We start from the raw sequence: 20612 nt of genomic DNA, 5'->3' as shown, positions 1-20612 counted from the left end.
ATGCCGGCAGCGCCACCCGTTCAGGTCCTTACTGGTGGAGCCAGACAGTCCAGCCTTTGGTCCAGTCGCCAGCGTCGTTCTTCACGGCACCGATGAAGTCGGTGTTGTCGAAGAAGCTGTCGACTGCGCTGACGTTGGTGGCCGTTACTGCGGACTGGCTGGTGATGAAGTTCTTGCCACCACCGGCCGGTGCAACGAGGACGGTACCCGTGTCTGCTGCAACGTTGTTGCTTTGGCCAAGGAACCAGGCTTCGAGGTCCGCGTCTTCGGCGCCATCGTCGAAGTTGCCGCTGTCAACGCAGCCCAGCAGGGTCGACTGGATGGTGATGCCGGAGTTCACGTTGTCGCGGTTGGCGTAGGTCGGTGCATCATCGATGTCGAGGCACTCTTCACCGAAGTTGGCGGCAACCGTGTTCCAGATACGGGCGCCTGTACCAGCGCGGAGCAGGATGCCGATGTCACCGATGCTGCTGTCGCCAGCGCCGTAGAGGGTGATGTTCGACAGGAACGGACGTGCACGCGGGGTGAAGTCCATGCCATCGCCGAAGTTGTCGGCTTCGATGCCCTGGTCCGAGTTCGGCTGGTTCGGGTTCTGTACGATTACGGCGTACTGAACCTTGCCGCGCCAGCCCTGGGTCCAGTCGAGGCTGTCATCGTCAGCGCCGGTCAGAACAAGGTGCTTCGCATTGACGGTGCCGCCGAAGAATTCGACCGCGTCGTCTGCGCCGTTGTGGACTTGCAGATAGTCAACAGTGGTGCCCGAGCCAACGCCCTGGAAGGCAACGCCGTTCAGTTCGTCATCGGCAGTGATCGGGTTGCCGGCGTATTTCACGACGGTGTAGAGGATCTGGCCGCTGTCGTCGTCGGAGACGTTGCCGCCATAGAGGCCGCTGTCGCCTTCGCCTTCTGCTTCGCAGATGCCCGAACCGTTACAGGTGTTGATCGGGGCACGGCCGTTGATCACGAGACCGCCCCAGAGCGAGGTATCGGTGTCGAGGTTGGCAGTGGCATCATTCACCGAGGTGAAGGTCACGGGCGACGATTTGGTGCCGTTCGATACAAGCTTCGAACCGCGCGAAACGACGAGGTAGGATTGCTTGTCTTCACCCATCACGGTGACGCCAGCGTCGATCGTGAGGGTTGCCTGAGCGGCGGTGGCCGACGGGCTGTTGCCGTTGCCGCCGATATCTTCACCAACAACGACTTTCCCTTTCAGGATATAGTCGAAACCGGCGATCAGGCGGACGTTCTCGGTGAGCGTGCCTTCAAGGACACAAGCATCATCGCCTTCGGCGGTGGTGCCATCCGGGCAGCCGGCAGCGTCGTTGATGCCGTAGGACCAGCCGAGGGTCCAGTTGTCAGCCGTGGCGGCCGAGCGCACTGCACCGGCGTAACCGGCGTTGTCGAAGAAGGTGTTGACGCTGCGGACGTTCGTTGCAACGACGGCATTTTCCTGCGTGCCGTTGATGAAGCCCGAAAGCGACGAGGTGCCGACCTTGTTGTTCGACTGGCCGAGGAACCAGCTTTCCAGATCGCCGTCTTCAGCACCATTGTCGAAGTTGCCGCTGGTGCAAGCCAGGAAGGTCGACTGGATGGTGATGCCGGTCGTGGCATTGTCACGGTTTGCATAGGTCGGTGCGTCATCGATATCGAGGCACTCTTCACCGAAGTTGGTGACAACCGTGTTCCAGATGCGGGCGCCGGTACCAGCGCGGAGCAGCATGCCGATGTCGCCGATGCTCTTGTCGCCAGCGCCGATGATGGTCATGTTCGACAGGAGCGGACGTGCACGCGGGGTGAAGTCCATGCCGTCGCCGAAGTTGTCGGCTTCGATGCCCTGGTCCGAGTTCGGCTGGTTCGAGTTCTGCATGATGAGAACATACTGGGCCTTGCCGCGCCAGCCCTGGGTCCAGTCGAGGCTGTCGTCGTCAGCGCCGGTGATCACAAGGTGCTTGATGTTGGCGGTGCCGCCGAAGAACTCGACGCCGTCGTCAGCGCCGTTGTGGACGTGGATATAGTCGAGCTCGGTGCCCGAACCGACGCCCTGGAAGGCGATACCGTTCAGTTCGTCATCAGCGGTAATCGGGTTACCGGCATATTTGACCTGAACATATTTCATCGAACCGCTCGAGTCCGCGTCGTCGTTGCCGCCATAGAGGCCGCTGTCGCCTTCGCCTTCTGCTTCGCAGATGCCCGAACCGTTACAGGTGTTGATCGAGGCGCGACCGTTGATCACGATGCCACCCCATTCAGCGGTGAAGGGCTCTTCAAGCGCCGGGCCGCTGTAGCTCGGACGGGTGTTCGAGATGCCAAGGGCGGAAGCAAGGCCGAGGTCGAGGCCCGAGGTGAAGACGATAGGGTCGCCCGAGTTGCCGTCAGCTTCGATTTTCGAACCGCGCGAGATGACCAGAACGTCGCTCTTGGTCGCGCCGTAGATGGTGACGCCCGGTTCAATGGTGAGGGTGGCCGGATCGCCAGCGCCGGCATTGCCTTCAGCGCCTGCGTCCACGCCGATCACAACCTTGCCGCTCAGCTGGTACAGGTTGCCTTCGGTCAGGGTGATGTCACTGGTGATGGTGCCGGAGAGACGGCAGTGCGTTTGGCTGCCGACGGTTACGCCGGTGGTGCCGGTCGGGCAATCGCCGGTGCTGCCACCGCCATCGCCGCCGCCATCGCCGCCGCCGTTGCCGCCATCGCCGCCGGTGCCCGGGTTCGGGCCTTCATTGCCCGGTGAGGCGAGTTCGGTCGAGCTGTCGCCGCAAGCAGCGATTGCCAGGGCGGCAGTCGCGGCCAATAGCACCGACTTCAGTGATTTCATGCTGGTCATGTTTCTTCCCCGCAAAGGACTTTTGATTAGGTCGGATTGGAACAAATCCATGCGCCGGGCAGCCCGAACGGATCGGAGCCAAGCACCGAAATGCGGCTATAGAGAGCGCCTGTTACAGTTTCTTTGCAGGGGTGAAAGGGGGGTCAAATATTCACAAAACGTTCACACTCGACCCGAAAAACGCCCTATCGGACGAGCCAGAGCGCCCAAAATGATAGCGTAATCGCCGGCCCGAAAGGGATGGCTGCGGACGAGTCGAAACGCTTGCCGATGAGGGGCGGGATGAGGAGGGCGAGAAGCTGCCCGCCGGCCGCGAAAAGCAGCAGAAACGGCAGCGATTGCCAGCCAAGCCACGCGCCCGCCGCCGCGACGAGTTTGGCGTCGCCAAGCCCCAGCCCGTCACGTCCGCGCAGGGCCCGGTATGCAGCGCTGATGCCCCAGAGGATGCCATATCCGGCAGCGGCGCCGATCAGGCTGTCCGCAAACGGATTGTCATATTGGTTAAGGCCAGCGTGCAAAAGGCCGAGGGCAATGAGGGGAAAGGTGACAGCATTTGGCAGGCGCATGTGACGAATGTCATAAAGCGCCAGATAGAGAAGGGCGGTAAGCAGCACGAGGCTGGCGGCCAGCCGGGGCAGGTCCGGCATCATATAGGCGCAGGCCCCGCCGATGATCACCAAACCCGCCGCAAAGGCAGGCCAGTGGATGTCAGCGAGCGAGGCGCGCGGTTCCACCCGTCGCCTCAAAGACTGCGCAGGATGGCGCGAACGGGGCTGCCATCCGCCCCCTCGATCTTCAGGGGCAGGGCGATCAGCTCGTAAACGCCTTCGGGCACGGCGTCCAGCACCAGCCCTTCAAGGATCGCGAGGCCATTGGCCGCCACCCGCCGGTGGGCATCCAGCGTTTTCGATTCCTGCGGATCAAGCGACGGCACATCGGTGCCGATCAGCTTCACCTCGCGCGCCGCCAGCCAGTCGATTGTCTCGGGATGGATGGCCGGGAAGGCCGGGTCCCACCCATCGTGGGGGAAGGTCGGGAAAAGTTTCAGAAGCACACGACCGACGCCGTCCTTGAGCTTGCCGGAGAGGTCGTCGCTGGTGACCAGCGCGCCAACGCTTTGCGAAAGGTCGATCACCTGCGCAGGGCCAAGGTAGGTGTCCAGCGGGGTCGAGGCGCTGTCGAGCCCGTCGAGCGTATAATGGCACGGGGCATCGGCATGGCTGCCGGTGTGGGTGGAAAGCGTGAGGCTTGAGACCTTCACCGGGCAAGTGTCGTTCATTTCCCACGTTTCGGTCATTTCATAGTCGGTGTCACCGGGCCATACCGGGATGCCGGGGCGGAGCGTCTGGCTGATGTCATAGATCACGGGGTGTCTCCCTTGGTCCTGTCGTCACATGCGCGTCCGCGCGGTCCAAAGCTCGGGGAAGAAGCGCAGGTCGAGCGCTTTCTGCAGATAGCTGACCCCACCGGTGCCGCCGGTGCCGGGCTTGTAGCCGATGATCCGTTCCACGGTTTTCATATGGGCGAAGCGCCAAGCGTGGAAATGATGCTCAAGGTCGACCAGCTTTTCAGCTAGTTCGTAAAGATCCCAGTGGTCAGCGGTGTTGCGGTAGATGGCAAGCCACGCGTCTTCAACCTTGGCATTCGCCTTGTAAGGCTGGCGCCAGTCTCGGTTCGTCACCTCGGCCGGGATATCGAAGCCGCGGCGGGCGAGGAGTTGTAGGCACAGATCATAAAAGCTTGGCGCATCCAGCACCGCCTGCAGGCGGGCGTAGCGCGCGGGCACGTCGCGGTGGGCTTCGGCCATCTGGGCATTCTTGTTGCCAAGCCGGTATTCAACTTCGCGGTACTGGAAGGACTGGAAGCCTGACGAATGCCCGAGCTTGTCACGGAAGGCGGCATAGTCGGCAGGTGTCAGTGTCGACAGGATTTCCCACGACTGCTGCAGGTTAGCCTGAATGCGCGAAACGCGCGCCAGCATCTTGAAGACGGGGCCGAGGTCTTCGCCCTGTTCCAAGAGCTTCATGGCGGCGCCAATCTCGTGCACGCACAGCTTCAGCCACAGCTCGGAGGCCTGATGGATGACGATGAACAGCATCTCGTCATGCTCGTCCGATACCGGATTCTGGCAGGCCAGCAGGTTATCGAGATCGAGATAACTGCCGTAGCTCAGATTCTGTTTCCAGTGGATGCCTTCGCCGGTCAGGTCGACGCTGGTTTTCGGGGCTGCGGTGTCGGTCATGCGCGGTCCATCACTAGGGCGTTTCGGGTGGCGCTTTTCAGTCGACCGTGTCGACCACAATGTCGATCGCCCCGGTCGCCACCTTGACCGGTGCGGTAACGATCGCGCAGCCGCCAGCAAACAGGGTCAACAGGAGGGCCAGCGGGATGCGTAACATGGTTTCACTCGCAACTATTATACGGGCACGGTTGGTCTCGCAAGCTATCTGCAGCAGGGGGTGGGTCAAGCTCTAAATCACGGAAGGGCTCCGGGCTTGCCTCTGGCGCCCGCCCTCACTAAGGTTCAGGCGAAACCAACAAGAGGACGCCATGCTCAAGGCCCAGATCATCCCCGTGACCGCTTTCCAGCAGAATTGCAGCCTTGTCTGGTGCGACGAGACGATGGAAGGCGCTTTCGTTGATCCGGGCGGCGAGCCGGAGAAGCTGATCGCTGCCGCCGAAGCGCGTGGTGTGAAGATCGTGAAGCTTCTCCTCACCCACGGGCATCTGGATCACGCTGGCGGGGCAGCTGCCCTGCGCGAGCGGCTTGGTGTGCCGGTGATTGGCCCCCAGAAGGAAGACGCCTTCTGGCTGGAGCGGATCGAAACCGACGCCGCCAATTACGGCCTGCCGGGCCTGCGGTCGGTCGCGCCCGATGAATGGTTGGAAGACGGCGAACAGGTCGGCTTCGGTAATGTGATGTTTGATACCGTTTATTGCCCCGGCCATACGCCGGGCCATGTGGTCTTTTTCGAGCCGAACTCGAAGGTCGCCTTCGTGGGCGATGTGCTGTTCAAGGGTTCCGTCGGGCGGACCGATTTCCCGCGCGGGGACGGGCCGACGCTGATCAAATCGATCACTGAGAAATTGTGGCCGCTCGGCAGTGAAGTGACCTTCGTGCCCGGCCATGGCCCCTTGTCCACCTTCGGGGACGAGCGGCAAAGCAATCCGTTTGTGGCCGACAGGGTGCTTTCGCGCGCATCCTGATCGGGCACATGGCATTCGTCAAAGGGGGCTTTAGGCGATGCAGGCAAGATACAGGCGGTTTCTCGCGAAACTGAGGAAACCTTTCCGCTATCCCGAACGGCGGCGGCGCCGCAAGTTGCGGGACGCGATGACCGAGGTACAGGCACGCGAGCAACGCTGCCTTGATTGCGGCACCTTGATGGAAGGGCCTTACTGCCACGCCTGCGGGCAGAAGGAAGGCACGCTCAAACGCCCGCTCTGGACCTTCATCACCGACGCGTTTGATTACACGCTTTCGTCCGACAGCCGCTTTTACCGCACCATCGTTTCGCTGGTGCTGCGCCCCGGTTTCCTGACCCGCGAATATATGAACGGCCACCGCACCCGGTATTTCCCGCCAGTGCGGCTTTATATCGTTGTCTCCATCGGTTTCTTCCTTCTTCTGACGCTCGCCAATGTGTCGATCCTTGACCTGAAGCTGGTGCCGAAGGACGATGAGCAAACCGAAGAGACAAGCGAAACCGGCGGCGACGCACCGGCGGAAGCGGCCCCTGATACAGAACCCGAAGCCCCACAGAGCGACGGCGTGGCGCCAGCAACGGAGCCAGCACCTGCAGAGACGACACCCGCCAATTCGCCGGAGGTTGAAGCGGTCGTTCAGGATGTCATTTCATCCCTGAATGAAAGCGGCGTGGAACTGAAGCCCGAGGCCAAGGCGGACCTCGAACGTCAGCTGCGGGCAAAGGAAAGCGCCGAGAATGCGGATGACGACGATGTTATAATCGGGGCGGCCGGAGGCACCGGTTTTGACCTGCCCGAAGTGCCCTACCGCCTGACACTGGGTATGTTCGTGCCGGTGAGCGACGCGCCCCGCATCAGCCTGACGCCGGAAGAAACCCAGAAGCTGATCGACAGCAAACAGTTCGATGTGCTCACCGTTGGCGCCATGCATGGGCTCGCACGGTCCTTCGAGGACCCGACGACCTTCAACAGCCTGTTCAACATCTGGATGCCGCGTGCACTCTTGGTGCTGATGCCCATCTTTGCGCTGCTATTGTGGATCACCCATTGGGGCAAGGGGCGGAATTATGTCCACCAGCTGGTCTTTTCGCTGCATTTCCACAGCTTCCTGTTCCTGCTGATGGCGGCGCTGACCGTGGTGGTGCCCATATATGGCGGGGACATCGGTTTCAGCGTCTTCTGGTGGGGCACGTCGCTTTATATCATCGTCGCGCTGAAGGTGGGGCAGATGCAGGGCTGGATCAGGGCTTTCCTGAAGGCCGGCTTTATCTGGGTTACCTATTTTGTTATTCTTCTGGGCGGTATCCTGACCGCCGTATTCCAGGGGCTGCGCGCCTTGTAAGGGGAGGCGGGCACGCAGCCCCCGGGGGCCTTCAGAACGAGGGCCGGAGAAAGGGTCAGGCGGCGCGGCGGGCGGCCACCAGCTCTTCCGCTGCTTTCACGGCACCGGCACGGGCCTTTTCAAGGCTTTCGGCGGCGCGGATCGCCAGCTGGTCAGCAGCAACCACGGTCACATCTTTGATGCCGACAAAGCCGAGCACATGGCGGATATAGGGCGTTGCGAAATCGATGGCGCTTTCAGCCTGCGTGCCGCCCGAGGTGACAAAGATCACCGCTTTCTTGCCTTTGAGCAGGCCCTCCGGGCCATTTTCCGTGTAGCGGAAGGTGACACCGGCGCGGGCGATCAGGTCGATCCAGGTCTTGAAGGCGGCAGGCGTGCCGAAATTGTAGATCGGCGTGCTGATCAGCAGCACATCCTGTGCCTTCACTTCGTCGATCAGGCTGTCGGACAGGGCGAGGGCTTTGGTCTGCTCGTCCGTGCGCTTGTCAGCGGGGGTGAAGTTGGCGCCGATCCAGGTGGCGTCAATCAGCGGCAGGGCGGTCGAAAGATCGCGCGAGGTGAGGGTCACATCGTGGCCATTCGCGGCCAGCGTTTCGAGATACAGGTCAACAAGGGCCTTGGAATTCGAGGTGGCAGGGGTCGCGCTCGTATCGATGCGCAGGATGTTCAGGGCTTGGCTGTTCATGACTTTTCTCCGGGTCAGGGGTTCTGTTGACCTGAAGATAAGCGTTGCAGCGTTGCGGATTTAGCCCGATAAAACGGCACCCGAAGTTGCAAATTCTGCGACACGCCGAAAAGCATGCCACAGAGAGGTGTCAGCCTTCCTTCGGTTCGAAGTCCAGCGACAGGCTGTTGACGCAGTAGCGCAGGCCCGTGGGGCGGGGGCCGTCCGGGAACACGTGGCCAAGGTGGCTTTCGCATTTGGCGCACAGGATTTCGGTGCGGATCATGCCGTGGCTGATGTCGCGCTTTTCGGCCACAACATCGTCCGAAATCGGCGCCCAATAGCTCGGCCAGCCCGAACCGCTGTCATATTTGGTGTCGCTGGAGAAAAGCGGTGTGTGGCAGGCGGCGCAGGCGTAGGTGCCTGCGCGCTTCTCGTCCCAATATTTGCCTGTGAAGGCCCGTTCGGTGCCGCCGCAGCGGCACACGGCATATTGCTCGGGCGTCAGTTCAGCCTGCCATTCGGCGTCCGACTTTTTCCGCGCGTCGTCCATCCTTACCGCACCGAACATTCAAGGCAGAGCGCATAACGGCCCATGGGGTCGTTGAACTTCACGAGCGCCATGGCCTCGGTTTTCAGCATCATCGCCGTTTTGAACATCGGCGACTGGCTGATCAGGCTGAGGTCATCGACCGGCGCCTTGACGGCGAGGCTGTCGAGGATATCGGCGATGATGGTGTCCAGATTGCTCGGCGAGTCACGGTAGAAGACGGGCTCGTAGGAGGTGACACCCGCCTTGGCAGCGGCGGCGGCGATGGCGTCATCCAGCCCGCCGAGATTATCGACAAGGCCGATGGTCTGTGCCACCGAACCGGCCCAGACGCGGCCCTGTGCGATCTTGTCCACGTCCTCGATCGACATGCCACGGCCGGCGGCCACACGGGTGAGGAACTGGCGGTAGCCTTCCTCGATCGACTGCTGCACCACATCCTTCGCGGTTTCGGACATCGGCCGCGAAACATCGAAAGCGCCAGCGAGCGGCGAGGTGCCAACGCCGTCGGTGTGGACGCCGATCTTGTCGAGCGTGTTTTCAAAGGTCGGGATTACCCCGAAGATACCGATGGAGCCGGTGATGGTGGTGGGTTCGGCCCAGATTTCATCCGAGGTGGACGCGATCCAGTAGCCGCCCGATGCCGCCATCGAGGCGAAGGACGAGATGACAGGGATGCCATCGGCCTGTGCAGCCGCCAGTTCCTGACGGATCAGTTCGGACGCGAAGGCCGAACCGCCGGGGCTGTCTACGCGCAGCACGATGGCCGCCACGTTTTCGTCCGTGCGGGCTTCGCGGATATGGCGCACCAGCGTTTCAGCCGCCGCCACATTGATCGGGCCGTCGCCCATCACGATTTCGCCCTGCGCGGTGATCACGGCAATCGCCTTGTCGCCACGCTTCGCCATATTCTGGGTAGCCCCCAGATAGGCCTGATAATGAATCTGGTTGAAGCTCACGCCATCGGGCGTGGTGCCATATTTGTCCATCAGTTCGGCGCGCCAGTCGGACCGCGGCGCCAGCGCGTCGACAAGGCCCTGATCAAGGGCCGCCTGCGCAAAGTTGCCGCCACCGGCTTTCAGCACATTGCTGAAATCGGTGAGCATGCGTGACAGCGCGCCAGCCTCCAGCCCGCGGGCGCGGGTGACGGACGATTCGTAAGATTCCCAAAGCGCGCCAAGGAAAGCCCGGTTGGCGGTTTTGGCCGCTTCCGACATATCGTCGCGCAGATAAGGCTCAACCGCCGACTTGTAGGTGCCAACCCGGAAGACGTTGACGGTGGCGCCGACCTTGTCGAGCAGCTGCTTGAAGTGCGGCACATACTGGCCGTATCCGGTGAGGAGCAGCGAGCCCGCCGGGTTGAGGAACACCTTGGTGGCCTCGGCAGCGATCAGGTAGCTCGCCTGATCATATTCCGAGCTGATGGCGTAAACTTCCTTGCCGGCCTCGCGGAACGAGCGCACGGCCTCGGCAATCTCATGCCCGTGGGCGGGCGACACACCCCACATATTGTCGGTCAGGATCGCCATGGCGGCGATGCGGCTGTCATTCTTGCCGCGCTCGATGGCGGTCAAGATGTCATGCACGCTCGTTTCCGGCGGTTGCTGGTCGAAGCTGTTGAAAATCAGCGACAGCCGGTTCGGATACTGTGCCTGCTCCACCACATTGCCTTCGGGCCACAGCACAAGGACCGAGCCATTGGGCACGCCGGGCAGTTCAACCGTGCGGTTCGCAAACCTGACGACGAGAACAAGCGCCAGGATGACAAGGATACCGGCGACAAAAGTGCCGACCCCCTGAATGGTGTTGATAAGGGCTTTAAGGGCTTTCCAGATGCCTTGCATGCGAACGGGACTCCGGGTCTTGGAATTGCTGGGGCACTATGATTTCATAGCGCCCACTTGTTCAGGTATCAACGTGCGCATCGGCGGGGCTTCCGTCAAGTGCAGCACACCAAAGTTTGTATCCTGAATGAGGCGGAAAAAGGAAACGACAGGAGGAATAACCATGAGCCAGGTTCCAGACGTGCCGGTGCAGCGCCACAAACGCTCGGCCAGCCTTTCGGACGATATCGACTATGTGATCAAGGGCGCCGAGATGCAGTTCGTGGAAATCGAGCTTGATCCGGGCGAGTCGGCCGTGGCCGAAGCCGGCGCCATGATGTACAAAAGCGCCCATGTCGGCATGCATGCCGTGCTTGGCGATGGCTCGGGGCAGGATGCGGGCTTCATGGGCAAGCTTCTTTCTGTCGGCAAGCGGCTCATTACCGGCGAAAGCCTTTTCTCCACGGTTTTCACGCACGAAGGGCAGGGCAAGGCGCATGTGGCGTTCGCGGCCCCTTATCCCGGCAATATTCTGGCGCTCCGGCTGGATGATTACGGCGGACGCCTGATCTGCCAGAAGGACAGCTTCCTTGCGGCCGCACGCGGCGTGCAGATCGGCATCCATTTCCAGAAGCGCGTCCTCACCGCCCTTTTCGGCGGCGAAGGCTTCATCATGCAGAAGCTGGACGGCGACGGCTGGGTGTTTGTCCATATGGGCGGCACGGTGATCGAGCGCGAGCTGAAACCCGGCGAGGAACTGCATGTGGACACTGGCTGTCTGGCCGCCATGACATCCGATGTGGATATGGACCTTGTGGCCGCAGGCGGCATCAAATCCATGATCTTCGGCGGTGAGGGCGTCTTCTTCGTGCGCCTGCGCGGCCCCGGCAAGGTATGGCTGCAAAGCCTGCCCTTCAGCCGTCTGGCCGGCCGCATGTGGGCGGCGATGCCCAAGGGCGGCGGCGCTGACAAGGGTGAAGGCTCGGTGCTTGGTGGTATCGGCCGGGTGCTCGACGGCGACAACAGGTTCTGAGGAATATATATGGCACCGAAAGACGGGACGATCCCCGAAGGTTACAGCATGTGGAGCGGCGAGGACCGCTTTGAAGCCCACGTCGGCCCCTTCTTCATTGCGCGGCGCGCCGATGACAAGGGCTGGAAAGTGGCGTTCCGGGCGGACGAGCGCCATGTCAACGGGCAGGGCGCCATGCACGGCGGCATGCTGATGACCTTCGCCGACGCCGCCCTCTTCGCCATCGCGCGCGACCACAAGGATGGTCCGGGCGTGACGGTGAATTTCCACTGCGATTTCGTCGGCCCCGCCAAGCCGGGGGACTGGATGGAAGCCGAAGGCGAGGTGGTGAAAGCCACACGGAACCTGATCTTCGCACGCGGCATCATGACCGCAAACGGCGAACCGGTGCTGAGCTTCGGCGGGACGATCAAGAAGCTGAAGGCTTTATCTTAGTCTTCCGCTATCTGAGGCTGCCTTCGAGTATTTGGTTGATCGTTTTTGAAGTGGCAAACTCGATTTCGTCTGAGGCTTCTTCTTCTATGCGCCGGAGTTCTATGTGGGCGACGAGTATAGCAGCGCTGATGGCTATTGCTATTGTTGGGATTTCATCAAATATGACAGAAAATTTCTGAGAAGCTCTCTCATTTTTGCTGCAGAACCATAAGGCATTGCCCTTCCACTGCTTCAGCTTGTTGGTATCCATTTTGTCGAAATAAGGCTTCAAATCAGAGTTAATGTGCTCTCGATCATGAGACATTTTATTTCTTATTTCGGAAAGGTTAACGAGGAATTTTTTTTGTTCTTTAGTTAGCAGCCCCAATTTTACAGCGAGATCCGATTTGCTTGAGGTGCCGCCATGAAGGGGTAGTAATTTTATTGTTTCCTTTATGTGTTGATTTTTTTCTTTAGATAATATTGCTAATGTTATTATCGATTCTATTATGGCGTGTGTTTTTATTGTTAAAGACCAATCATCAGTATCGAGTAAATCTATTACTTCGAGCATTGATGAAAAAGGAATGTCAAGCAGACGTTTCTTGAGATCGCTCAGTATATTTTCTGCATCTTCTCTATTTATAATCATGTCAGTCTCATTTGGTGTTTATCACCCCTTGGCCACCTTCACCATTTCGCTGACGTCGGTGAATTTTTCGCGCGGGGCGCCGCCCGTGGCGTGGGCGACTTCGGCGGCTTCGATCTTTTTCCAGTCGCGGAAGGTGACGACCGTGAGGCCGCGGTCGCGGATCAGCTCTTCAAGCCCGGCGCGGCCCGGGCGCAGGCCGGGTTTCACCTCGGTAAGGATGCGGGCGGCGACGTCAAGGCCGTCCGGCTTGTTGGTGCCGATGGTGCCGGTCGGGCCGCGCTTGGCCCAGCCGACGGCATAAAGCCGGTCCGATATCCTGCCGTCATCGTTCCGGAAGCGGCCCTTGGCTTCGTCATAAGGCACATCCTCGATAGGGCTCGACCGGTAGCCGATGGCTGGCACCACAAGGCCGACGGGCAGCACTTCGGTCTGCCCCGTGCCCACAGCTTTGCCGTCCACCACTTTGGTGCGTTCGAGCCGCAGTCCGCAAACGCGTTCGTCGCCGAGCACCGCCATCGGGCGCCAGCAGAATTGCAGATGCAGCCGCACGCGTTTGGCATCCTCCGGCCGGTTCGCGGCCATGGCGCGCAGGATCGGCATGTTCTTCTTTGCCGTTCCTTCAAGGGTGGCGTCGATGCTCGCGTCCGGTAGGTCGGCGGGGTTCACAAGCGCCACGGCTTCCTCAAGCGCGTTCAGTTCACCCAGTTCCTTCGGGGTGAAGCTGGCATCAAGCGGCCCCCGGCGACCGATCAGATAGATATCGCGGATAGGGCTTTTGTGGATGCAGTCGGCAGCGTGGCGGGCAAGATCGGTCGCTTCCATCTCGTGCGGGGTCTTGGCGAGTATCCGGGCCACATCGACCGCCACATTGCCATTGCCGATGACGGCTACCGCCGCCACCTGCAAATCGGGGCAGAGGTCGCGGAAATCGGGGTGGCTGTTATACCAGCCGACAAAGGCGCCGGAGCCGACAACACCGGGGAGATTTTCACCGTCGATCCCGAGCGTGCGATCCTTCGGCGCCCCCGTGGCCAGCACCACGGCATCGTAAAGCTGCATCAGTTCGGCAAGCGTCACATCGCGCCCGAGCCGCATATTGCCGATGAAATGCACATGATCGCGGCCCGCGGTGGCCTCATAGCGCCGCGATACATTCTTGATTGACTGGTGATCGGGGGCGACGCCCGCGCGGATCAGCCCGAAGGGGGTGGGCAGGGCATCGATGATATCGACAAGGACATGGTCGTTCTGGTCCGTCAGCGCCTCGGCGGTGTAATAACCGGCCGGGCCTGCCCCGATGATCGCGACCGACAGATTGCTCAGCCCGTTGCCTGTCTCGGCCATACGGTCCTCCCCACCTTGTCCCCTGGGGTGCAAGGATGCCACGGAATGGCCGCGAAGCAAAGTCGGAGGCTCAGGTACGTTTGCTGCGCATCCCCGGCACCGTTTTGATATCCGCGCGCGAGGTGAGGTCCTTGTATGTTTCGGTGCCCAGCCCGACAAGGGCGATGCGGCCTTCTTCATCATGATGCAGGCCCCAGCCGAATTGTTTCACAAGGGGCGAGGCACGCAGACAGGCCTTGGGCTTCGAGAAAAAAGCCGCTTTCTCGGCGTCCCTGTCACTCGCCGCAATCCCGTTCCTTATCGCGTGTACCTCGAACAACAGGTCGTCGCTCGTAATCGTGTAGGGCCCATTTGCCAGCAGGTCATACTGCAGGGCGGCGATGGTGCCGGGTTTTGCGGGGATTTCGCCTTCCCGGGCGGGGCAGTCGGCGGAACAGGTGATGAAAGACTGGTAGTAATTGGTGCTCATGATCGGTCTCGCTGTTTTGTCTTTTGTTGGTCATACGAGCCTAGAGAGACAGTAGCCAAAAAGCAAAGGACCCCGGATCGGGGTCCTTTGTCGGGCTTGCTATTTCTTCATTTCGTCGGGTGTTTGGTGGTGATGGCCGATCTCTTTGGTCGATTTTGCGACCATGCCATAATAGTCATCCATCAGTTTCATGGCGGCTTCCTTGCCACCATTGAGGTCGGCAAGCGCTTTCATCCATTTCACGTCGTCCGAGCTGGTTTCCCATTCAAGGTCAGCATAGCCGCCTTTGTGGTCCCAGAAATAGGCGGCGTCCCACGGGCCGCTGTCGAAATGCAGGACCCAGGGGCCCGGCGTTCCGGCTTTCTGGCCTGCTGGCACGAAGTATTTATCGATATGTTCCATTGCCTTGCGCCGCATCCCGCCTTTGTATTTCACAAGGACCATGGACATATAGACGGCGTTTTCCTGCTTCATCGGCTTCATCTCCTCCTGCGCGAAGGACGGAAGCGAAATAGCAGAGACAAGCGCTGCGCCGGTGGCGAGCACGATCAGTTTCGATAATGGCATGAATGCCTCCCGATGTTCACAAGTGACTTTGATGAAAAAGCTGCACTACTGGGAACGGGTCAGGGGGCGGACTATATCACAACAGAAGGGGCATTTCGCCCCTTCTGTCACAGTGCCTGTCAGGCGCTGATTTCTTTAACGAAGGCGCGAATGAGGCGCTCGAGATTGACCGCGGCCTTGGCCGCGAATTCAAGCGTATCAACGTGATTGAGCACTTCGTCCACCATGCCGGCACCATAGTTGGTGATCGAGGCAACGCCCACCACCTTCATGCCCGCATGGTTGGCGGTCAGTACTTCGGGGATCGTCGACATGCCAACGCAGCCTGCGCCCCACGTGCGGAAGGCGCGGATTTCAGCGGGCGTTTCGAAGTTCGGGCCCTTCACGCCGATATAAACGCCCTTGTGGAGCTTGATATCGAGCTTTTCGGCGACCTTGGCGAGCTTCTTGCGGAGCTTCTTGTTCCAGGCGTCGCCCATATCGGGGAAGCGCGGCCCGAGGCGGTCGTCATTGACGCCGACAAGCGGGTTCTGGCCCGAGAAATTGATGTGATCGGTGATCATCATCAGGCTGCCGGGGCCGGCATCCACATCAAGGCTGCCCGAAGCGTTCGTGATGAACAGCGTTTCAACACCAAGGGCGGCGAGCACGCGGGTCGGGAAGCCCAGCATCTGCTGGTCATGGCCTTCATAGCCATGCACGCGGCCCTGCATGCAGATGAGCGGCACGCCTTCAAGCTTGCCGATATAGAGCTTGCCGGTGTGGCCGATCACGGTGGTGACCGGGAAGCCCGGCAAGTCGCCGTACGGGAAGATAGCGGCGTCTTCGAGCGCATCCGCCATGCCGGCGAGACCGCTGCCAAGGATCACGGCGATCTTCGGCATCTCGCCTTTGTAGGCTTCCTTGATATGGGCGGCAGCCGCCTGGATCTGATCATACATCATGGTCATTTCGCCTCGATCTTCAGGTCGGGCAGGTCGATGCCCTTGAATTTCTTGATGTCTTCGCGGGAAAGGTCCGAAAGCTCGTGCGGGAACACCAGCCAGTCGTCGGTTTCCTCGACATAATAGTCAGGCGTCAGCTGGGTCACGTTGCGCGCCGGCTTGTAGAAGACGGTGGCGATCTTGATCACCTCGGGCGTGTTGCGGCGGCACTTGGCTTTCAGGCGGTCGACAATCGCCTCGATCGAACGGCCACTGTCGAACACATCGTCAACGATCAGGAGGCTGTCCTCGGCATTGATGTTGGAGATGATATATTCAAGCCCGTGAACCTTCACCTCTTTCTGTTGCTGCATGCCGATATAGCTGGAGGTGCGGATGGCGATATGGTCGGTATGGACGCCGTAATAGTCCATGATTTCCTGAACGGCGATCCCGGTCGGGGTGCCGCCCCGCCACACACCAACGATGAATTTCGGCAGCTCGCCGCTTTTCAGGATACGCAGGCCAAGCTCGAAGCTCTTGTCCAGCAGTTCCTGCGCGGTGACGAAACGCTTCTCAACGGTCATGGGTCAATGATCCTCTGTTCCAAACAGCCGGTCGCCTGCGTCGCCGAGGCCCGGCACAATATAGCCGATATCGTTCAGTTTCTCGTCGATGGCGGCGGTGGTGATCGCCACATCGGGGTGCGCTTCCTGCAGCGCTGCCACGCCTTCGGGGGCAGCCAGAAGGCAGATGAAACGAATGTTGCGGGCGCCCGCTTCCTTGAGGTCCGCGATCGCGCGGATGGCGGAATGCCCGGTTGCCAGCATCGGGTCAAGCACAATCACCAGATTGGTGGTCACATGCGGCGGTACCTTGAAGAGATACTGACTGGGCTGCAGGGTCACCTCGTCGCGCTTCAGGCCGATATGACCCACGCTTGCGCCGGGCACGAGATCGAGAAGCGGGGCAAGCAGCCCTTCGCCGGCGCGCAGGATCGAAATGAAGGTGAGGCGCTTGCCGGAAATCACGGGGGCATTGAAGGCGGTGACCGGCGTATCGATCATCACATGGCCAAGGGGCAGGTCTTTCAGCGCTTCATAGCCGAGAAAGAGGCCGATTTCGTGCAGGAGCTTGCGAAATTCGGCACTTGATGCCTCGCGGCGGCGCATCATGGTCAGCTTGTGCTGGACAAGGGGATGGTCAACGACCTTGACGGAGGCTGTCATAGAGATTGGCCTTTTGCTGGGACTCGAAGTCGCCTTTTTAGCCTGCTGAAAGCCCCTCTGTCGAGCGTCACGGATCAACGGCGAGACTTGCCCTTTTTCACGTCGTCTGTATATCTGCACGAAACGAAAGGGACGAGTTTCTATGGACAAGCGGTTGATCGATGCTGCGATGGCAGCACGCAACAAGGCCTATGCTCCTTATTCCAACCATCCGGTCGGGGCCGCGATCCTCACCGATGACGGACAGGTTTTCTCCGGCTGCAACGTTGAAAATGCCGCTTCGCCGCTTGGCAACTGCGCCGAGACGGGCGCCGTTTCGGCAATGGTCGCTGGTGGCCAGCGCAAGATCGCGGCGGTTGCTATCGTCGGCCCCGATTCCCGTGCCTGCCAGCCGTGCGGCGGCTGCCGTCAGGTGTTGGCTGAATTCGGCGAGGAAGACATGCCCGTATACCTTCTGGACGGCAAAACCGGTGCGGTTCTCGAAGAATACAAGCTCGTTGAACTGCTGCCGCACATTTTCCGGCGCAAGCAATGAGCCGTTTTCTGCCGCAGGAATTGATCCGTGCCAAGCGCGATGGCGCCCGGCTCGATAAAGCCGCCATCGAAGCCTTCGTCGCCGGTGTCACCGACGGCAGCGTGACCGATGCCCAGATCGCGGCTTTCGCCATGGCTGTTTTCTTCCGAGGCATGGAGCCCGAAGAGGGGGCGTCGCTGACGCTTGCCATGCGCTCCTCCGGCGATGTGATCGACTGGAAGAAACACGGCTTCGATGCTGGTGCACCGATTGTGGACAAGCATTCCACCGGCGGCGTGGGCGACAAGGTCAGTTTGCTCCTCGCCCCCATCGTGGCAGCTGCGGGTGGCATCGTGCCGATGATCGCCGGTCGCGGCCTTGGCCACACGGGCGGCACCATCGACAAGCTTGAAGGCATCCCGGGCTATGACGTAACGCCCGCCAATGACCTGTTCGTGAAAACGGTGAAGGAAATCGGCTGTTCGATCATCGGGCAGACGGCCAATCTGGCGCCTGCCGACAAGCGCATCTATGCGGTGCGCGATGTGACGGCGACGGTCGAATCGGTGCCGCTGATCACGGCCTCGATCCTTTCGAAAAAGCTGGCGGCGGGCCTCCATTCGCTGGTGATGGACGTGAAGGTCGGCAACGGCGCTTTCATGACGTCTGTGGAAGACGCCCGCACGCTGGCCTCCAGCATCGTGCGCGTGGCGCGGGCTGCAGGCATGCCGACAACCGCACTTCTCACCGATATGAATGAATGCCTTGGCACCACGGCGGGCAACAATGTGGAAGTGCGCGAAAGCGTGGCGGCCCTCACCGACCCAGCTGCCGCTGACCCGCGCCTCATCGAGATCACGCTGGCCCTGGCTGCAGAGATGCTGGCGCTGACGGGCCTTGCCGCTGACCGCGATGCCGGACTTCAGAAAGCGAAAGAGGCGCTGACCTCTGGCGAGGCCGCCGAGCGGTTTGCCCGGATGGTCGCGGCCCATGGCGGCCCGTCGGACATTCTGGACGCGCCTGACCTGATCCTGCCGGTGGCCAAGATTGTGCGCGATGTGCCGGCACCGAAGCCGGGCCATGTGGGGTCAATCGATACCCGCGCGCTCGGCCTTGCCGTCATCGGGCTTGGCGGCGGGCGGACCGATCCCAAGGCCGCTATTGATCATCGGGTTGGCTTCTCCCATATGATCGGCACTGGTGTTAAACTGGAAGCCGGCGACCCGCTGGCGCGGGTTTACGCCGCTGACGCCGATGCGGCTGACGCCGCGATCAGGGCTGTTCAGAATGCCTACAGCATTGTGGGCGATGCGCCGGCGACCCGGCCGCTCGTTCTGGAAACCATCACGGAGTAAGTGCCATGGCGCGCGCCTTCATCCTCGTACTCGACAGTTTCGGCATCGGTGCTGCACCGGACGCCGCGAAGTTCGGTGATGTTGGCGCCGATACGCTTGGCCATATTGCCGACTGGTGCGCTGCCGGGAATACAGGCAAGGAACGCCCCGAGGCCGGCCCCCTGCATCTGCCAAACCTGACACGGCTGGGCCTTGGCGCTGCCGCCGCCCTCGCCACCGGCAAGGTGCCGACAGGGCTTGAAACCGATGGTTCCGGCCACACCGGTCTTTACGCCGCGCTTGCAGAGCAGTCGTTCGGCAAGGATACGCCGTCCGGCCACTGGGAAATGGCAGGCGTGCCTGTGCGGTTCGACTGGGGCTATTTCGGCCACGACTATCCGAGCTTTCCGAAGGAACTCACCGACGCGCTGATTGAGCGCTGCGGCCTGCCTGGCGTGCTCGGCAACAAGCATGCCTCGGGCACGGTCATCATCGAGGAACTGGGCGACGAGCATGTGAAAACCGGCATGCCCATCGTCTATACCTCCGCCGATAGCGTTTTCCAGATCGCCGCCCACGAGGAAGCTTTCGGGCTCGACCGGCTGTATGAGGTTTGCGATGTGGCGCGCGAACTGGTGGACCCCTACAATATCGGCCGGGTGATCGCGCGGCCATTTGTGGGCACAAGCGGCAATTACGAGCGCACCGGCAACCGCCGCGACCTCGCCGTACCGCCACCGGCTCCGACGCTTCTCGACAAGCTGACCGCCGAGGGCCGCGCGGTGATCTCGGTTGGCAAGATCGCCGACATTTTCGCCCATCAGGGCATCAGCAAGAAGATCAAGGCAACCGGCAATCCGGCCCTTTTCGAAGCGACCTTGAAACAGGTGGCGGAAGCGCCGGAAGGCTCGCTCACCTTCGTCAATTTCGTCGATTTCGACCAGAATTTCGGCCACCGCCGCAATGTGGCGGGCTATGCCGCCGCCCTTGAATATTTCGACAGGCGCCTGCCGGAACTGACCGCCAACATGCGCCCCGGCGATATTGTGGTGATGAGTGCCGATCACGGCTGCGACCCCACCTGGCCGGGCAGCGACCACACGCGCGAGCATGTGCCTTTCATTGCTTTCGGCGCGGGCGTCAAGCCGGGATCGGGCGGGGTGCGCGACAGTTTCGCGGATCTCGGCCAGACGGTTGCGGCGCATCTGGGGATCAAGGCTCTTGATGAAGGTCAGGTCATCCTGCCGCTGCACTAGGGCAGCCTATCCCGTTTCCTGTTTGAATGGTTCAACAACCGGACACAGACCCTGCGTCCGGCACCTTCGTTCATGCCTTCAAGGCTGATTCAACATTCGTTGAGTCGCGCCATCTCATCGTGGTTAACATTTTTAACCTCTGGCAGGCCCCAACATATGCGGCATTTCCGCCACACTTGGAAAAGAAGGCGACAAGCTTCTTTAAACTGTCATCTCGGGCGGTGACAGTGGCGCTGCCTTCGATGTCGATTGAAGAACCGGCCTTTTGCGCCTTTTTTTCAGCGAAACAGCGATTGCGACGTCCGGATTCGACGGCCCGTGACCGGCGGTTTGCGGTGTTGACAAAAAATAATCACCGGTTTGTAACAAAAATGTAACGGAAAGTTTGATATTCGGAACTCTTGGCTTTTTTTCGGCGCCTCCCCGCAAGGGCGTTGGGAGAGAGGCATGCAACAATAATTATA

Annotated in this window: 21 protein-coding genes; 7 read left to right on the top strand and 14 right to left on the bottom strand. The window is 60.8% G+C overall.

Annotated elements, in window-relative coordinates:
- Positions 1-28: 28 nt before the first annotated feature.
- From PH603_RS14410 to PH603_RS14395, 4 genes are all read right to left on the bottom strand, one after another.
- Positions 29-2827: a beta-helix domain-containing protein gene (locus PH603_RS14410; RefSeq protein WP_289503286.1), complete on the bottom strand. Its 2799-nt coding sequence runs from the start codon at positions 2825-2827 to the stop codon at positions 29-31.
- Between the two features lie 185 nt (positions 2828-3012).
- A complete protein-coding gene (locus tag PH603_RS14405) occupies positions 3013-3561 on the bottom strand; it encodes a prepilin peptidase (RefSeq protein ID WP_289503284.1) in 549 nt (182 codons plus the stop codon).
- Positions 3562-3569: 8 nt separating this feature from the next.
- The gene (gene kynB / locus PH603_RS14400) at positions 3570-4193 is read right to left on the bottom strand and encodes an arylformamidase (RefSeq protein WP_289503282.1); all 624 of its coding nucleotides are present in this window, start codon (positions 4191-4193) and stop codon (positions 3570-3572) included.
- 24 nt (positions 4194-4217) lie between these two features.
- A complete protein-coding gene (locus tag PH603_RS14395) occupies positions 4218-5069 on the bottom strand; it encodes a tryptophan 2,3-dioxygenase (RefSeq protein WP_289503280.1) in 852 nt (283 codons plus the stop codon).
- A gap of 308 nt (positions 5070-5377) precedes the next feature.
- On the opposite strand from PH603_RS14395, the gene PH603_RS14390 reads away from it, so the two are divergent.
- Together PH603_RS14390 and PH603_RS14385 are read left to right on the top strand one after the other, a co-directional pair.
- The gene (locus PH603_RS14390; protein ID WP_289503278.1) at positions 5378-6034 is read left to right on the top strand and encodes an MBL fold metallo-hydrolase; all 657 of its coding nucleotides are present in this window, start codon (positions 5378-5380) and stop codon (positions 6032-6034) included.
- Between the two features lie 37 nt (positions 6035-6071).
- Positions 6072-7376, top strand: a complete 1305-nt coding sequence (locus tag PH603_RS14385) for a DUF3667 domain-containing protein (protein ID WP_289503277.1) — start codon at positions 6072-6074, stop codon at positions 7374-7376.
- Between the two features lie 55 nt (positions 7377-7431).
- Here the strand turns inward: PH603_RS14385 and PH603_RS14380 are convergent, their stop codons facing one another.
- The 3 genes from PH603_RS14380 to sppA form a co-directional block, all read right to left on the bottom strand.
- Positions 7432-8061 (bottom strand): FMN-dependent NADH-azoreductase, encoded by a 630-nt coding sequence (locus PH603_RS14380; RefSeq protein WP_289503275.1) that lies wholly within the window; start codon positions 8059-8061, stop codon positions 7432-7434.
- A gap of 130 nt (positions 8062-8191) precedes the next feature.
- Positions 8192-8593 (bottom strand): peptide-methionine (R)-S-oxide reductase MsrB, encoded by a 402-nt coding sequence (msrB, locus tag PH603_RS14375; protein ID WP_289503273.1) that lies wholly within the window; start codon positions 8591-8593, stop codon positions 8192-8194.
- A gap of 2 nt (positions 8594-8595) precedes the next feature.
- Positions 8596-10434, bottom strand: coding sequence for a signal peptide peptidase SppA (sppA, locus tag PH603_RS14370; protein WP_289503270.1), 1839 nt, complete (start codon positions 10432-10434; stop codon positions 8596-8598).
- Between the two features lie 163 nt (positions 10435-10597).
- On the opposite strand from sppA, the gene PH603_RS14365 reads away from it, so the two are divergent.
- Entirely contained in the window at positions 10598-11446 is an 849-nt protein-coding gene (locus PH603_RS14365) for a TIGR00266 family protein (RefSeq protein WP_289503269.1), read from the top strand.
- A 9-nt stretch (positions 11447-11455) separates the two neighbouring features.
- Positions 11456-11881 carry a PaaI family thioesterase gene (locus PH603_RS14360; RefSeq protein ID WP_289503267.1) on the top strand — a complete coding sequence of 142 codons (426 nt, stop codon included), beginning with the start codon at positions 11456-11458 and terminating at the stop codon, positions 11879-11881.
- A 7-nt stretch (positions 11882-11888) separates the two neighbouring features.
- Here the strand turns inward: PH603_RS14360 and PH603_RS14355 are convergent, their stop codons facing one another.
- From PH603_RS14355 to upp, 7 genes are all read right to left on the bottom strand, one after another.
- Positions 11889-12512 carry a hypothetical protein gene (locus tag PH603_RS14355; RefSeq protein WP_289503265.1) on the bottom strand — a complete coding sequence of 208 codons (624 nt, stop codon included), beginning with the start codon at positions 12510-12512 and terminating at the stop codon, positions 11889-11891.
- Positions 12513-12533: 21 nt separating this feature from the next.
- Positions 12534-13856 (bottom strand): FAD-dependent oxidoreductase, encoded by a 1323-nt coding sequence (locus PH603_RS14350; protein ID WP_289503263.1) that lies wholly within the window; start codon positions 13854-13856, stop codon positions 12534-12536.
- A 70-nt stretch (positions 13857-13926) separates the two neighbouring features.
- Positions 13927-14325 (bottom strand): DUF6157 family protein, encoded by a 399-nt coding sequence (locus tag PH603_RS14345; protein WP_289503262.1) that lies wholly within the window; start codon positions 14323-14325, stop codon positions 13927-13929.
- Positions 14326-14424: 99 nt separating this feature from the next.
- Complete coding sequence (locus PH603_RS14340) at positions 14425-14892, bottom strand: hypothetical protein (protein ID WP_289503260.1); 468 nt, start codon at positions 14890-14892, stop codon at positions 14425-14427.
- A 119-nt stretch (positions 14893-15011) separates the two neighbouring features.
- A complete protein-coding gene (locus PH603_RS14335; protein ID WP_289503257.1) occupies positions 15012-15836 on the bottom strand; it encodes a purine-nucleoside phosphorylase in 825 nt (274 codons plus the stop codon).
- 2 nt (positions 15837-15838) lie between these two features.
- Positions 15839-16402 (bottom strand): phosphoribosyltransferase, encoded by a 564-nt coding sequence (locus PH603_RS14330; protein ID WP_289503256.1) that lies wholly within the window; start codon positions 16400-16402, stop codon positions 15839-15841.
- Between the two features lie 3 nt (positions 16403-16405).
- The gene (gene upp / locus PH603_RS14325) at positions 16406-17044 is read right to left on the bottom strand and encodes a uracil phosphoribosyltransferase (protein WP_289503254.1); all 639 of its coding nucleotides are present in this window, start codon (positions 17042-17044) and stop codon (positions 16406-16408) included.
- Between the two features lie 142 nt (positions 17045-17186).
- Between upp and PH603_RS14320 the strand changes: the two genes are divergently transcribed.
- Genes PH603_RS14320 through PH603_RS14310 form a run of 3 tightly spaced genes read left to right on the top strand, consistent with a single transcriptional unit; the run spans position 17187 to position 20148 of the window.
- On the top strand, positions 17187-17579 hold the full coding sequence (locus PH603_RS14320) for a cytidine deaminase (RefSeq protein WP_289503253.1): 393 nt from the start codon (positions 17187-17189) through the stop codon (positions 17577-17579).
- Entirely contained in the window at positions 17576-18913 is a 1338-nt protein-coding gene (gene deoA, locus PH603_RS14315) for a thymidine phosphorylase (protein WP_289503251.1), read from the top strand. The genes PH603_RS14320 and deoA overlap by 4 nt, the downstream gene beginning before the upstream one ends.
- 5 nt (positions 18914-18918) lie before the next feature.
- Positions 18919-20148, top strand: coding sequence for a phosphopentomutase (locus tag PH603_RS14310; RefSeq protein WP_289503249.1), 1230 nt, complete (start codon positions 18919-18921; stop codon positions 20146-20148).
- Positions 20149-20612 lie beyond the last annotated feature (464 nt).

This window comes from Gimibacter soli (assembly GCF_028463845.1).
GTDB classification, from domain to species: Bacteria; Pseudomonadota; Alphaproteobacteria; order Sphingomonadales; family Kordiimonadaceae; genus Gimibacter; species Gimibacter soli.
The sequence above is the reverse complement of the archived record's forward strand: the minus strand, read 5'-3'. Positions and strand labels throughout refer to the sequence as shown.